We start from the raw sequence: 13,449 nt of genomic DNA, 5'->3' as shown, positions 1-13,449 counted from the left end.
GCAAATCCGTTACAAGTCCAAAGGCGTCGTCCGTGTCGGCATAGAGGTGCTCGGGTTCCCCATCTGCCGCAGCCAGAAGCTTGACGCCGTGCTCGTACAGGGTGTCGATCAGTATCTTGAACCGGGCAGCTTCCGATCGCCGATCGGCACCCAACACCGGGATCCCTACCAGAATGAGCGTATGGTAGCGGCGGGCAAGCGCGAGATAGTCCGGCACGCCGCGCGCTTCGCCGCACAAACGGCGAAACGAAAACACCGCCACACCCTTCAACGATTTGGGCACGAACAGCGTGCGCCCGCCCTGCACAGCCAATTCTTCGGCAGGAACATGGTCTCGGTCTTCAACTGGAAAGTCGGTCAATCGGAAAAAGGCACGGCTCAATGCTTCTGTCGAGGGCGAACCGTTGGGCGCATACCAAGTCTGAAACCCACCTAATCGCTGCATGCGATAGTCGGTAGGACCATCCAACGTCAGGACGTCGAGCCGGTCCTTGAGCATTGCGATAAATGGAAGGAAATGTTCGCGATTCAGCCCATTTTTATACAGCTCGTCCGGAGCGCGATTGGACGTGGCGACGACGGTGACGTCGCGGGACATCAGGCGCATAAACAAACGTGATAATATCATTGCGTCGGCCGAATTGGTGACGATCATCTCATCAAACGCGAGCAGCCGGGCTTCGCTTGCGATTGCGTCCGCGACGGGAATGATGGGGTTCGCCACCTCACGCGAGCGCTCGATGCGCAGCCGATCATGGACGTCCTGCATGAACTCGTGGAAATGAACACGGCGCTTTTCCCGGATTGGGATGACATCATATAACAGGTCCATCATCATGGACTTTCCGCGTCCGACGCCGCCCCACAGGTATACGCCGCGGGCCGCTACCGGTCGGCGTTTAACGAACCGCGACAATAAAGTCGGCCGAACTGCTTTGGGGTCGAATGCCGATACGAGCTCGCCAAGCCTCTCAGCGACGCGTCGCTGGGCCGCATCAGGACTGAGTTCGCCCCTTGCGATTGCGGCATCGTATCGAGCAATCACTGCATTATCGACCAAGTTTTGTTGCTCCATAAATCTTCAAAGCCTGCGCCATCGCTCGTCCGGCAGCGCTTCTGTATCGAGGCGGCTGACCACTAAATCTGGACGATCGACCCCATTGCAACGCGCCGATACCCAGTCCGTTCGCGAAACTCCTGCGCAGCGGTTCTGCGCCACATCCGCGCGCCACCATCGAGGCACGCATGATATCCAACAGTCGCGCGGTCGACACATGCTGCGGCGATCGCGGCCTGCCATGCGCGATCATCGCTGACCGGGCCTTCAACCGAAAAGGTGGCTTGAGCGGTATCAAAAACGATGAGCAGAAACGGCGTGCCCGATGGCTCGGTCATCTGCGGCTCACATATTGGTCGGACGACGACATGCTGGGAAGGCGCCCCGCCCGTGCGTTACGATAGGCTTGCCGTTCACGATCAACCTGCGTCAAAATCCTTCGGCCGATCGCAGGTAAGAAGCCATCGTGACACGGAGCGAGCGTGGCAAGTGTCGCTTCCAGTTGGCTGGGCGATAGGTCGAGGTTGCCGTCCTTCCGAGCGATCGCCGCGCGGTTGCCTCCCCCCTCGGTCTCGATCACGATGACGTTGCCAAAGAAGGCCCGCCGGATGCGATCGGAATAGACCTCGTGATCGCCCCAAAGGTTGGCGATCAACAAGCCGGAGGGAGCCATCCGATCGTAGCAAGTGCGATAGAAATCCTGCGAACATAATTGTGGTGGCTGGCCGTCTCTATCGAACCCATCGATCAAAAGGACGTCCGGGCATCCCACCTGCCGACTTATGAAGTGCGCGCCGTCATCGCATAGGACACGGAAACGCGGTCCATCAGGGGGAATGAGAAATGCGTCCCGCAGCGCGATGACGTCACCATCGATCTCGGCGACGGTGATGTTGGCGCCCGGTACTTTATGGTAGCAATATTTGGCCAGTGACCCGCCCCCGAGGCCAATCATCTCTATGGATCGAGGCGCGGGGTTAAAGACGAGGAACCCCATCATCATCCGCGTGTAGTCGAACTGGAGCTCTAGCGGATCATTCAAGCTCATGCCGCTCTGGATGCTGGACCAGTCGAAATGCAAGGAACGAACATCGCCAATCTGGCAGACATAGGGGCTCCCGGGCCTGGTCGCCGGAGAAGTTACGGGGCGAGGCCAAAACCCCAGACTTTGCAACATGCTGGTGCTGTCATCGTCGAGCCCTAAGTCGCCCGCAAGCGTCTCAGCATCGCGATGCGCCCATACCAATTCCTCCATCATCGCGCGCTGTGGTTCGGTCATTGACGCTGCAGGGCAATGGCAGTGGCTTCGCCACCACCGATGCACAGGCTTGCAACCCCCTTGCGACCACCATGGCGTTCGAGTGCTGCGAGCAGCGTGGCGATCAAGCGTGCGCCTGACGCACCGATCGGATGGCCCAACGCAGTCGCGCCACCATGAACATTCAGCCGGTCGTAAGCGATGCCGAGTTCCCGTGCCGCGATCATCGCAACGACCGCAAACGCTTCGTTGACCTCGAAAAGATCAACATCATCGACCGTCCAGCCCGCCTTATCGAGCACTTTGCGAATGGCGAAGACCGGCGCGGTGGTGAAGCGCTCGGGCGCGTGGGCATGTGCCGCAGTCGCGACGATCTCGGCCACGATCGGAAGTCCCAGCCGTTCTGCGATACTTTTCCGTGTCAGCACCAGCGCCGCCGCACCGTCGGATATCGAAGCCGAAGTCGCGGCAGTGATGCTGCCGCCGTCGGCAAACGCCGACTTCAACATCGGGATCTTGTCGGCCTTTGCTTTGCCCGGTTGTTCATCGGTATCGACGATGATGTCGCCGCCGCGGTTCGCAATCGTAACAGCGGCGATCTCCTTCGCGAAAGCGCCGGAGGTAACGGCTTCGTTGGCACGCCTGAGTGACTCTATCGCGTAAGTGTCCTGCAACGCCCGCGTGAACTCAAACTCATCGGCGGTCTCCTGGGCAAAGGCGCCCATCGGCCGGCCGACCGAATACGCGTCCTCGAGGCCATCCATCATCATCGTATCGATGATCCGGTCATGGCCCAGGCGAGCGCCTTTGCGGTGTTTCGGCAAGGCATAAGGAGCATTCGTCATGCTCTCCATGCCTCCCGCGACGAGGATATCGGCGGCGCCGGCGGCGAGACCTTCCTGCGCAAGGATCACCGCTTGCATGCCCGAGCCACACATTTTGTTGATCGTGGTAGCCTCGACCGATTGGGGAAGGCCGGCGCCCAACGCCGCCTGCCGCGCCGGTGCTTGGCCGAGGCCTGCCGGGAGGACACAGCCCATATAGATGCGTTCGATGAGTGCCGGATCCACGCCAGCGCGCTCGATCGCTGCCTTCACCGCGACGGCGCCGAGCTGCGTCGCAGTGGCCCCCGACAGCGCACCCTGGAAGGCGCCCATAGGGGTACGGGCATAGCTAACGATAACGACGGGATCGGTCATTGGAGTTCCTTATCAGCCGAACAGTCTCGCAGGCTGTCGGCATGGCGACGCCCGTTACGATTGAAAGATTGGGCGGGGTTCAGAATGTTGCTTGAAGAAGACTGAGGCACAGCCCGGCGACTGCGTTCGATGCAAGAACCTCCCTCGACGGTTCACCTTTCCGACGCCAAATGATGTTTAATATATCAATATACAGCTTCATAGCAGGAAAAAGATGTGTGGGATAGCAGTTGTCTATCCAAAAATGTTTGTTTGCGTCTATCGGAAAGCGAGGTGAACGATTTAAGAGCGACCGGACATCTCTCGAGGGGCTTGCCGGTGGCGATGATCGGCCTGACGGCCCGATTCTCGCCAAGCTCTTGTATCGGATGCAAAAAGGTAGATTTGTACCCTTTTGCCCGCGTTGATGCGCAAGCGGCACTTCAGTGCCCTACCCATTGCGGCGATCAAAATCCTGAGCCATTACAACTTCAGATCGAACCGAGAGAGAGCCGAGCCACACGCTCGTATGAGCGATGAACCGCTGGATCACGTGCCACGATCTGAATTAAATAACGATTTATTGCTTCCACTCGCAAGACAACAGCCATCCCTAAAAGGGAAATAGCAAGTTATCTTGCGCCATGTGGAACGATGAAGGACGTACTGGTTGACTTATAGATATAACTCAAGCTGCGTTCTTGAACGCGGCACGGTAACGCGTGACCAGTTTCCTAGCTTCCATCGTAGGAAGCCTAAAGAAGTTCGCAATGTAGATTAATGGGGGAGCCAGATTTTCCTGCCAGCGCGGCGGTGCAGCCGCCCGCAGGAAAGGCTCCAGACTTATCCGATACTCTGCTTCAGTCGCCCTCATCCGGTGGGCTGAACACCGACCAGCCGGTACGTCGGGCCAGTTCCTCGAGCGCCAGCGTGCCAAGGCAGCTATTGCCGCTGGCGTTCAGGCCCGGCGACCAGACCGCGATGGCAGCGCGGCCCGGCACGATCGCCAATATCCCCCCGCCCACGCCCGACTTGCCGGGAATGCCGACGCGGAAGGCGAAGTCGCCCGATGCGTCATAATGGCCGCAGGTGAGCATCAGCGCGTTGATGCGGCGCGCCCGGCGCGGAGAGATCACCCTCCCCCCGCCCGGATGGCGCCCGTCGAGCATAAGATAACGCCCCGCCAGCGCCAGTTGCCGACAGCTCATCTCGATCGCGCATTGGTGAAAGTAGCTGCCCAGCACCAGTTCGGCGGGATGACGGACATTGTTGAAAGCGCGCATATAGTTGGCGAGCGCCATGTTGCGAAAGCCGGTCGCGGTTTCCGACGCCGCCACCGCATCGTTGATCGTAATGCTGTCATCGCCAGCCAGATAGCGCACGAAGCGCAGCATCTCGCCTATCGCTACACGCGGTTCGTGACCGCCCAGATTGACGTCGGCGACAACGATCGCACCGGCATTGATGAAGGGATTGCGCGGGATTCCCTGCTCATGCTCCAGTTGGGTGATCGAATTGAAGGCATTGCCCGACGGCTCACGCCCAACCCGGTCCCACAGCTGGTCGCCGACCTTGCCGAGCGCCAGGGTGAGCGCAAATACCTTGGACACTGACTGGATCGAAAAGCCGGTGTCAGCGTCGCCCCCGGTCAGTATCCGGCCATCGGCGGTGACGATGGCGATGCCAAATTGCGCCGGGTCGATCGTCGCGAGTTCAGGAATATAGGTCGCAACCTGCCCGCGATCCTCCATGGACGCCATGCTGGCGGTGATGTCGGCAATGACGGCCGGAAGATCGAGGCTCATGCCTTTGCCCTAACCCAGTTGCGCAAAGCAGAAAGGCCGTATCGAACAATCATACAGACTGTATGACGCTTCGATACGGCCTTTCCAAACGCTCAATCCACAGGGTGCGGAAAAGCGCTCCGTGCAGGATCAGTCGTCCTGTTCATTCTCGCCCGACAGGTCGAGCGAATGGAGCGGCTGGACCGTGGAAATGGCGTGCTTATAGACCAGCTGGACCATGCCATCGCGTTCGAGCAACATGCAGAACAGATCGAAGGCAGCGATTTCGCCCTGGAGCATCACGCCGTTGACGAGGAACATCGTCACCGGGCTGCCGGACTTGCGAACCGCGGTCAGGAAGATTTCCTGCAACAGCTTGGCCTTGCCATTGCCGTCGCTTGCCTTGCGCAGGTCGGTCAGGTCCATAGACTGGGCCGGCATCACCGTGGAAATAGCGTGCTTATACACCAGCTGGGACTGGCCATCGCGGCGCAGCAGCACGGAAAAATTATCGAACCAGGTGATGATGCCCTGTAGCTTCACGCCCTTGACCAGGAACATGGTCACCGGGGTCTTGCTCTTGCGCAGGCTGTTCAGGAAAATGTCCTGAAGATTGTTCACTTTATCGGCCATGGTCTATGCCGGTCCTTTATTCTTGGCGGGACGTTACCCGCTCTTGCACCCCTGGGCAGGGTGTCTTGCCTGCTCCCGCTTGTCGGGAGCAGGGATAATCGTATCGCAATTGCGAAGGGGCGTCCATGGGGAATGGGTCGCCCGTTTCGAGCATCCTCCCCTGCAAGGGAGGCGGATGGCCGGAGGCCAGACGGAGGGGTGCCGTCCTATTCCTTGCCGTCGGTAATACCCAGCAGCTTGAGTTTGCGGTGCAATGCGGAACGTTCCATGCCGATGAAGGTCGCCGTGCGCGATATATTGCCCGAAAAGCGGCGGATCTGGATGCGCAGATATTCCCGCTCGAAACTTTCGCGGGCTTCACGAAGCGGCGCGCCCATGATCGCGGACTGCCCCATGCCTTCGCCACCGCCGCTGCTGGTCAGTTCAGCCGGCAGCATGTCCAGCTCGATGCGGCCGATGCGGTCGCCCGGTGCCAAAATCATCGTGCGTTCGATGACATTGCGCAACTGACGGACATTGCCGGGCCATTCATTGGCCTGCAGCGCTGCCATGGCGTCGCTCGCCATATCTGGTGGCGGCACACGCCGTTCGGCGGCGAAACGAGCAAGATAATGTTCGACCAGCGGCGGAATATCGTCGCGCCGTTCGGACAAAGGCGGGATGACCAGCGGCACGACATTGAGACGATAGAAGAGATCCTCGCGGAAGCGACGTTCCTCAATCTCGGTCGACAGATCGCGCGCGGTTGAGGAGATGACGCGGACATCGACCTTGACCTGGCGCTGGCCGCCAACGCGGGTGAAGCTCTGGTCGGTCAGGACGCGCAATATCTTGCCCTGCGTCGTGATCGGCATATCGGCAACTTCGTCGATATAGAGGGTGCCGCCATGCGCCTGTTCCAGATAGCCGGGACGCACGAGACCGCTCTGGTCCTCCAGACCGAACAGTTCCTCCTCGACCCGGTCGGGGTCCATGCGGGCAGCAGCGACGATGATGAAGGGAGAATCGGCGCGACCGCTCCAGCTGTGCAGCATCCGCGCGGCAACTTCCTTGCCAACGCCCGCCGGGCCGGAAATCAGGACTCGGCTGCCGGTCCCCGCGACCTTCTTGATCGTGGCGCGCACGCCGTTGACCGCTGCCGACGTACCGGTCAGTTCGTCATCCTGCCCGAACCGAGCGCGCAGCACCTGATTTTCGCGCCGCAGCCGTTCCGTCTCGGTCGCGCGCGATACCAGATGGATGAGCCGGTCGGCCTCGAACGGCTTTTCGATGAAGTCGGCGGCCCCCTTACGGATCGCGGCGACGGCGGTGTCGATATTGCCATGGCCGGAGATCATCAGCACGGGAATCGTCGGGTCGCGCCGCTTGATCTCATCCAGCAGTTCCAGACCGTCCATGCGCGATCCCTGCAACCACACGTCGAGCAGGACGAGCGATGGACGGCGCGAATCCAGCGCCTCGATCGCGCTGTCGCTGTTGGCGGCGGTGCGGGTGGTGAAGCCCTCATCTTCCAGCACACCCGCGACCAGATCGCGAATATCCTCTTCATCGTCGACTATCAGAATATCAAGCGCCATTGGCCGTCACTTTTCCTTTGGGCATGGCAATAACCTGCCCTTCTTCCAATTTTTCCAGCGCTGCCGCAGCAAAACGCAATGTTACCGACGCGCCGCCACCCTGCGCGTCATCGAAGCGAATTTCCCCCAGATGCTCCTCGACAATCTTCTTGACGATGGCGAGGCCGAGACCCGTCCCCTTGGTCCGCGTGGTCATATAGGGTTCCAAGATTCGTTCACGTTCCGGGGGCAGGCCGATGCCGTCATCGCGCACGGTGATGACCAGATCGTCGCCCATCTGTGCGACCCGCATCGATACATGACCGCGCGGTTCGCCATCTGCCGGTTCCGGCTTGGGTTCAATGGCTTCGACCGCATTTTTGACGATATTCGTCAAAGCCTGCCCCAATTGCCGCCGGTCGCAGACCAGTTCCAGATCGGGCGTGTCAGCCTGATAATCGAAGCGAATATCGGGATGCGCGACTTCGTGCAGGAACAGCGCGTGGCGGGCGATGTCGCCCACAGTCTCGCGCCGGAATACCGGCTTTGGCATCCGCGCGAAGGAGGAGAATTCATCGACGATACGGCGCAGATCGCCCACCTGTCGCACGATCGTCCCGGTCAGCCGGGTGAAGGTCGGCCGGTCGCTGGTGATTTCATCGGCATAGCGGCGCTGGAGCCGTTCGGCGGCCAACTGGATGGGGGTCAGCGGATTCTTGATCTCATGCGCGATCCGGCGGGCGACATCGGACCAGGCGGCGCGGCGCTGGTCGGACAGTTGCTGGGTGATATCATCGAAGGTCAGGATATGGCCCGACGCATCGTCCGACACCTTGACCGCCAGCGTGCGCAGGTCGCCATGGGCGCGCACCTGAACGATGCCCGCGCTGTCGTCCGATGCGATCAGGTCCGCCAGTTCGGTAGAGACGTCGGTGAGCAGGCGCCCGACCGGGTCGTCCCCCTCCTCCACCAAAATCGCGGCGGCAGAGCGGTTGAGCAACTGGATCACGCCCTTGCGGTCGACCGACAGCACGCCAGCGGTAACGCCCGACAGGATCGCCTCGATAAAGGCGCGGCGTTCGTCGAGCTGGCTGTTGGCGGCGACCAGCGCGCCGGTCTGCGCCTCCAGCCTTTGCGTCATGCGGTTGAAGGCCGACGCCAGCGTGCCGATCTCGTCGCGGGCCAGCGGACTGGTGACGCGCGCCGACAGGTCGCCTGCGGTGATCCTCCGTGCGGCCGTGACCAGTTCATTGACCGGTCGGACCATCCAGTCGGCCACGGCCAGCGCGATATAGACGGCAATGCCGACCAGCAGCAGCGATCCGACGAACAGGGCGACGTTGAAGCGGAGTTGCAACGCACGCGATTGCGCCGAAAACACATCATAATCGGCGATCACCTTCTGCGCGCGCTCGACATTGCTGAACGCCCAGGAGCCGGAATCGCGGGTGGCGTAGAGATAGATTTTCGACCCCGGATAGAGCAAGGTCACCGCCTCGATCTGCTGCGGCTTGGCCTGAACGACGACATTTTCGCCCGCGTTCAGCCGCTTGACCACAGCGGCGGTCAGCATTTGCGCGGCGGGCCGGTTTTCGGGATCGACCGTGGCGGCGGTGCGGGCGACGCCATCCTTGCCCACTTCGATGATGGCCGACCGGTTGAGTTTGCGGGTCACGACCTGATAGATGAAGCCTTCGGCAAAGCGCGGACTGTTGACCTTCGATTGGGCCAGATAGTCGCGCAGATCGCTGGCCATGGTGACCGTCTCGTCACCGACCTCGCGCAGATTCTGCTCATAATAGCCGCGCGCCAGATCGCTGGCATTTTGCAGCATCCCGCGCGCGCTGTCGGAGAACCAGAATTGCACGCCATATTGGAACAGGAGCGATGCGAAGATCACCACCAGCAGCATGGGCACGCTGGCAACGATCGAGAAAATGGCGACCAGGCGGACGTGCAACTGGCCGTCGCTGCCAATGGCCGAAGCCGCCGCGCGCCGCTTGGCCACGCGCCGTCCCAGCAGCACCAGCAGGGCGATGGCAGGGACAAGATTGGCAACCAGCAGCAAAGCGACGATCGGCGGGGTCAGCAGCGCGTAGGATTGGCCGCTGCTGGACAAGAGCCAGTAGGTCAGCACCCCCATCCCCAGGAACAACCCAAGCGTCACCGCTTCGACCAGGGCAGCCAGACGCCGTCGGCGCAGGAAAGGCGGCAAATGCCTCCGCCAAGCCGGCACCCGCCGGGAAACTGTAGTCACGCCGCTCATAGTGGCTTTGTTACAACAACCCCGTGCCCGATCAAACACAGTAATTGTCGCATCTGCTGTTACTGGTCGATTCAGGCCGTCGGTTCGTCCCGCCCGGCACTGATATCGATCAATCGGTCAGGCGCAGTTGCAGCGGGTCCAGCCCATAGTCGGTCAGCTTCTTGCGCAGCGTGTTGCGGTTGATGCCCAGCAACCCGGCGGCCCGGATCTGGTTGCCATCGACCGTGGCCAGCACCTCCTGCAACAGGATCGGCTCGATGACCGCCAGCAGATCGTCATGCAGGTTGCGATTGGGCTGGCCGATACCAACGCCCAGTTGCCGCTTCGCCCAGTCGCGCACGGCATAGGCCAGATGGTCGGCGGGCGCGGCATAGTCGGCCGGCACCGCATCCATCGGCAGCATGTTGCGCAGGATTTCGCCAGTGATGACATTTTCACGGCTCAGCACGGCGAGGCGCTGCATCATATTCTGCAACTCACGAACATTGCCGGGCCAGTGATAGACCATGAGCAACTGCGTCGCATCGTCCGCCAGCGTCTTGCGCGGCAGCCCTTCCTGCGCCGCCCGTTCCAAGAAATGGCGGGCGAGCAGGATGACATCCTCGCGCCGTTCGCGCAGTGCGGGGAGGGCGATCGGCACGACATTCAGGCGATAATAGAGATCCTGCCGGAACCGGTTTTCCTCGATCAACTGGGGCAGATGCTTGTTGGTGGCCGCGATGATGCGGACATTGACCCGGACAGGTTTGGAGCCGCCCACGGTCGTCACTTCGCCCGATTGCAGCACCCGCAGCAACCGGGTCTGCGCCTCCATGGGCATGTCGCCGATTTCGTCGAGAAACAGCGTGCCGCCCTGTGCCTGCTCGAACTTGCCAGCTGTGCGGGCGTGGGCGCCGGTAAAGGCACCCTTTTCATAACCAAATAGTTCTGCTTCGATCAGCTCACGGGGGATGGCGGCCATGTTGATCGCGACGAACGGCTTGGTCCGGCGCTGGCCCAGACTGTGGATCGCTTCGGCCACCAGTTCCTTGCCGGTGCCGGATTCGCCCAGCACCAGAATCGACAGGTCGTTCGACAGCACGCGGGCGATGGTGCGATAGACTTCCTGCATCGCAGGTGATCGCCCGACCAACGGCAGGCCGTCATGGGGCAGGCCGCCCGCCTCTGTTTCCCCGTCCGCTTCATATCGGGTGCCCAGTGCGTCGGACACGGCACGGGTCAGTTCATTGAGGTCGAAGGGCTTTGGCAGATATTCAAACGCCCCCTTTTCAGTCGCGCGGATCGCGGTATTGAGCGTGTTCTGCGCAGACAATATGATAACGCTGAGCGCTGGCCGGGCGGCGATGATATCCGCCACCCCCTCCAGCCCGTCGCCATCGGGCAGCATGACGTCGGTGATCAGCACGTCAGGCGTGAAACTGTCCATCAGCGCGGCGCGCTCGCGGATCGACCCGGCGGTCTTGACCTTATGCCCCTGCCGCCGCAGCGCTTCGCCCACCACCACGCAGATGGCGGGATCGTCATCGACCACCAGCACCGTCCCTGTCGCGGCCATTACCCCATCCCCATCGGCAGCAGGATGCGGAAGGTGGATTCGCCCGCCTCCGCATCGCGCGCATATTGAACAAATCCGTTCATGTCCCGCACCAGCTTGTCCACCAGTGCCAGCCCCAGTCCCTGCCCGTCGCGCTTGCCGGTGATGAAGGGGTTGAAGAGATGGTCCAAAATATGTTCCGGCACGCCCGGTCCATTGTCGACCACGACGATCTCGATCGGCAGCACCGCGCTGCCCTTGCCGCCGCCGACCATCACCGACACGCCATGGCGGAAGGCGGTTTCGACGCGAATGCGCGGCTTGGCGACATGCTCCAGGGCTTCCGCCGCATTTTTGAGCAGGTTGATCATCACCTGCACCAGCGCATCGTCATTGATGTTGGCAAATGGCAAGGATGGGTCGTAACGCTTTATAATACGGACATGCCTGGCAAAACCCGCGGCGGCGATATCGGCCGCCCGGTCGATCAGCGGATAGATGTTGCCGGGGTGACATTCCAGCGTCCGGTCAGTGGTGAAATCCTGCATCCGGTCGATCAGCGCGGCGATGCGATCGACCTCGTTGCAAATGAGCTGGGTCAGCGCCGCGTCGCGTCCGCCCTGCCCGCCTTCCAGCAATTGCGCCGCGCCGCGTATGCCCGACAGCGGGTTCTTGATCTCATGCGCCAGGATCGCCGCCGCGCCCATGGCGGAGCGCGCGCCGCCCGACGTGCCACGATGGCCGATCTTGCGCGCCTGGCTTTGCGCATGGAGCGACACGACGCGCCAGCCATCATGATCGACGATCGGTGCGATCATCAGGTCGACCTCCATTTCGGCGGTGCGCCCGGCATGGACCTTGATGTCATAGGCCGCGATTGGCTTCTGGCTGTGCCAGATATCAAAGCGCGCACCTGCCTCTGCAATACGAATGGTGCGTGCGACATCGCTGCCGACGATGGCGGAGCGGGCCATGTTGAGCAGGGTTTCGGCCCGGACATTGGCTTCGGCAATGCTGTTGTCGGGGCGGATCACCAAAGTCGCCACCGGCAGCGCGGTCATCTGTTCGGCCAGTGTCGGCCCGTCCTGCTGCATCCGGAGCGGCGGGACCAGCGGGAGTGCGCCGTTCATGCCGCCCGGCGCGCGTCCACCGCCTCCACCCCGCCCGCGATCAGCGGTTCGTAGAAGCGGGCCAGCATGTCCAGCACCTTGTCCGCATCCGGTTCCTGATTGACCGCATTGCGGAACTCGGCCGATCCGGTCAGCCCCTTGGTGTACCAGCCGATATGCTTGCGGGCCATGTTAACGCCGGTATAATTGTCATAATGATCGAGCATTGCCTTATAATGCCCTATGATCGCATGATATTGTTCTTCCAGCGACGGGTCGGGCACACGCTCTCCCCGCTTCAGCCAGGCCATGACCTGACTGATCAGCCAGGGACGGCCATAGGCGCCCCGGCCGATCATCACCCCGTCCGCGCCACTCTGTTCCAGCGCCATGTCGGCGTCCTCGATCGAGCAGATGTCGCCATTGGCGATAACCGGCAGCTTGACCGCATCCTTGACCGACCGAATGAAGCTCCAGTCAGCAGATCCCTTATACATCTGGCAGCGGGTGCGGCCGTGGACGGTGATCAGCTTGGCGCCTAGATCCTCGGCGATATGCGCCAGTTCGGGCGCGTTGAGGCTGCTATGGTCCCAGCCCATCCGCATCTTGACCGTCACAGGCACGTCCACCGCCTCGACCGTCGCCTTGATGAGGGCAGCGGCCAGCGGCAGGTCGCGCATTAGCGCGCTGCCCGCGTCGCCATTGACCACCTTCTTGACCGGGCAGCCCATATTGATGTCGATGATCGCAGCCCCACGATCCGCGTTCAGCTTGGCGGCATCGGCCATTTCGGCGGGCGAACAGCCCGCCAGCTGCATCGAAACGGGTTCTTCCAGCGGATGCCAGGCAGCCTTTTGCAGCGACTGGCGCGTTTCGCGGATCATCGCGGCGGTCGCGATCATCTCGGTCACATTAAGGCCGCAGCCATAGCGACGCACCAGCGTGCGGAACGGCATGTCGGTCACGCCGGTCATCGGCGCCAGCACGACGGGCATGTCGATCGTCAGCGGACCGATGGAAATGGGGGAAAGCCTGCGCATGATACTCGAACGATACTGCCTAAAAAACAGGCAG

General features: G+C 61.6%; 11 protein-coding genes. All 11 read right to left on the bottom strand.

What is annotated here, in order from left to right:
* On the bottom strand, nucleotides 1-1,075 hold a 1,075-nt coding region (gene zapE, locus EBBID32_RS16115; RefSeq protein WP_037491220.1), incomplete at its 3' end, for a cell division protein ZapE.
* A 62-nt stretch (nucleotides 1,076-1,137) separates the two neighbouring features.
* The gene (locus EBBID32_RS16110; protein ID WP_006960553.1) at nucleotides 1,138-1,395 is read right to left on the bottom strand and encodes a hypothetical protein; all 258 of its coding nucleotides are present in this window, start codon (nucleotides 1,393-1,395) and stop codon (nucleotides 1,138-1,140) included.
* A complete protein-coding gene (locus EBBID32_RS16105) occupies nucleotides 1,392-2,336 on the bottom strand; it encodes a hypothetical protein (protein WP_006960551.1) in 945 nt (314 codons plus the stop codon). The genes EBBID32_RS16110 and EBBID32_RS16105 overlap by 4 nt, the downstream gene beginning before the upstream one ends.
* Entirely contained in the window at nucleotides 2,333-3,514 is a 1,182-nt protein-coding gene (locus EBBID32_RS16100; RefSeq protein ID WP_006960548.1) for an acetyl-CoA C-acyltransferase, read from the bottom strand. Before EBBID32_RS16100 ends, EBBID32_RS16105 begins: the two co-directional genes overlap by 4 nt.
* An 839-nt stretch (nucleotides 3,515-4,353) precedes the next feature.
* Nucleotides 4,354-5,298, bottom strand: coding sequence for a glutaminase (locus EBBID32_RS16095; RefSeq protein WP_006960546.1), 945 nt, complete (start codon nucleotides 5,296-5,298; stop codon nucleotides 4,354-4,356).
* Between the two features lie 129 nt (nucleotides 5,299-5,427).
* The gene (gene hfq, locus EBBID32_RS16090) at nucleotides 5,428-5,910 is read right to left on the bottom strand and encodes an RNA chaperone Hfq (protein WP_006960545.1); all 483 of its coding nucleotides are present in this window, start codon (nucleotides 5,908-5,910) and stop codon (nucleotides 5,428-5,430) included.
* A 206-nt stretch (nucleotides 5,911-6,116) separates the two neighbouring features.
* A complete protein-coding gene (ntrX, locus tag EBBID32_RS16085; protein ID WP_006960543.1) occupies nucleotides 6,117-7,487 on the bottom strand; it encodes a nitrogen assimilation response regulator NtrX in 1,371 nt (456 codons plus the stop codon).
* Entirely contained in the window at nucleotides 7,477-9,732 is a 2,256-nt protein-coding gene (locus EBBID32_RS16080; RefSeq protein ID WP_037491205.1) for a sensor histidine kinase, read from the bottom strand. The genes ntrX and EBBID32_RS16080 overlap by 11 nt, the downstream gene beginning before the upstream one ends.
* Nucleotides 9,733-9,841: 109 nt before the next feature.
* On the bottom strand, nucleotides 9,842-11,287 hold the full coding sequence (gene ntrC / locus EBBID32_RS16075; protein WP_006960539.1) for a nitrogen regulation protein NR(I): 1,446 nt from the start codon (nucleotides 11,285-11,287) through the stop codon (nucleotides 9,842-9,844).
* Nucleotides 11,287-12,396: a two-component system sensor histidine kinase NtrB gene (locus tag EBBID32_RS16070; RefSeq protein ID WP_006960537.1), complete on the bottom strand. Its 1,110-nt coding sequence runs from the start codon at nucleotides 12,394-12,396 to the stop codon at nucleotides 11,287-11,289. Before EBBID32_RS16070 ends, ntrC begins: the two co-directional genes overlap by 1 nt.
* The gene (gene dusB / locus EBBID32_RS16065) at nucleotides 12,393-13,415 is read right to left on the bottom strand and encodes a tRNA dihydrouridine synthase DusB (protein ID WP_006960535.1); all 1,023 of its coding nucleotides are present in this window, start codon (nucleotides 13,413-13,415) and stop codon (nucleotides 12,393-12,395) included. The genes EBBID32_RS16070 and dusB overlap by 4 nt, the downstream gene beginning before the upstream one ends.
* Nucleotides 13,416-13,449: the final 34 nt, after the last annotated feature.

It is taken from the genome of Sphingobium indicum BiD32 (assembly GCF_000382885.1).
GTDB lineage: Bacteria > Pseudomonadota > Alphaproteobacteria > Sphingomonadales > Sphingomonadaceae > Sphingobium > Sphingobium japonicum_C.
This window is presented reverse-complemented; position numbering and strand designations above follow the sequence as displayed.

Coding starts and splice junctions, on each gene's coding strand:
- EBBID32_RS16110 (WP_006960553.1), bottom strand. CDS start 1,395: ATGACCGAGCCATCGGGCACGCCGTTTCTGCTCATCGTTTTTGATACC.
- EBBID32_RS16080 (WP_037491205.1), bottom strand. CDS start 9,732: ATGAGCGGCGTGACTACAGTTTCCCGGCGGGTGCCGGCTTGGCGGAGG.
- dusB (WP_006960535.1), bottom strand. CDS start 13,415: ATGCGCAGGCTTTCCCCCATTTCCATCGGTCCGCTGACGATCGACATG.
- EBBID32_RS16100 (WP_006960548.1), bottom strand. CDS start 3,514: ATGACCGATCCCGTCGTTATCGTTAGCTATGCCCGTACCCCTATGGGC.
- EBBID32_RS16095 (WP_006960546.1), bottom strand. CDS start 5,298: ATGAGCCTCGATCTTCCGGCCGTCATTGCCGACATCACCGCCAGCATG.
- EBBID32_RS16105 (WP_006960551.1), bottom strand. CDS start 2,336: ATGACCGAACCACAGCGCGCGATGATGGAGGAATTGGTATGGGCGCAT.
- ntrX (WP_006960543.1), bottom strand. CDS start 7,487: ATGGCGCTTGATATTCTGATAGTCGACGATGAAGAGGATATTCGCGAT.
- ntrC (WP_006960539.1), bottom strand. CDS start 11,287: ATGGCCGCGACAGGGACGGTGCTGGTGGTCGATGACGATCCCGCCATC.
- EBBID32_RS16070 (WP_006960537.1), bottom strand. CDS start 12,396: ATGAACGGCGCACTCCCGCTGGTCCCGCCGCTCCGGATGCAGCAGGAC.
- hfq (WP_006960545.1), bottom strand. CDS start 5,910: ATGGCCGATAAAGTGAACAATCTTCAGGACATTTTCCTGAACAGCCTG.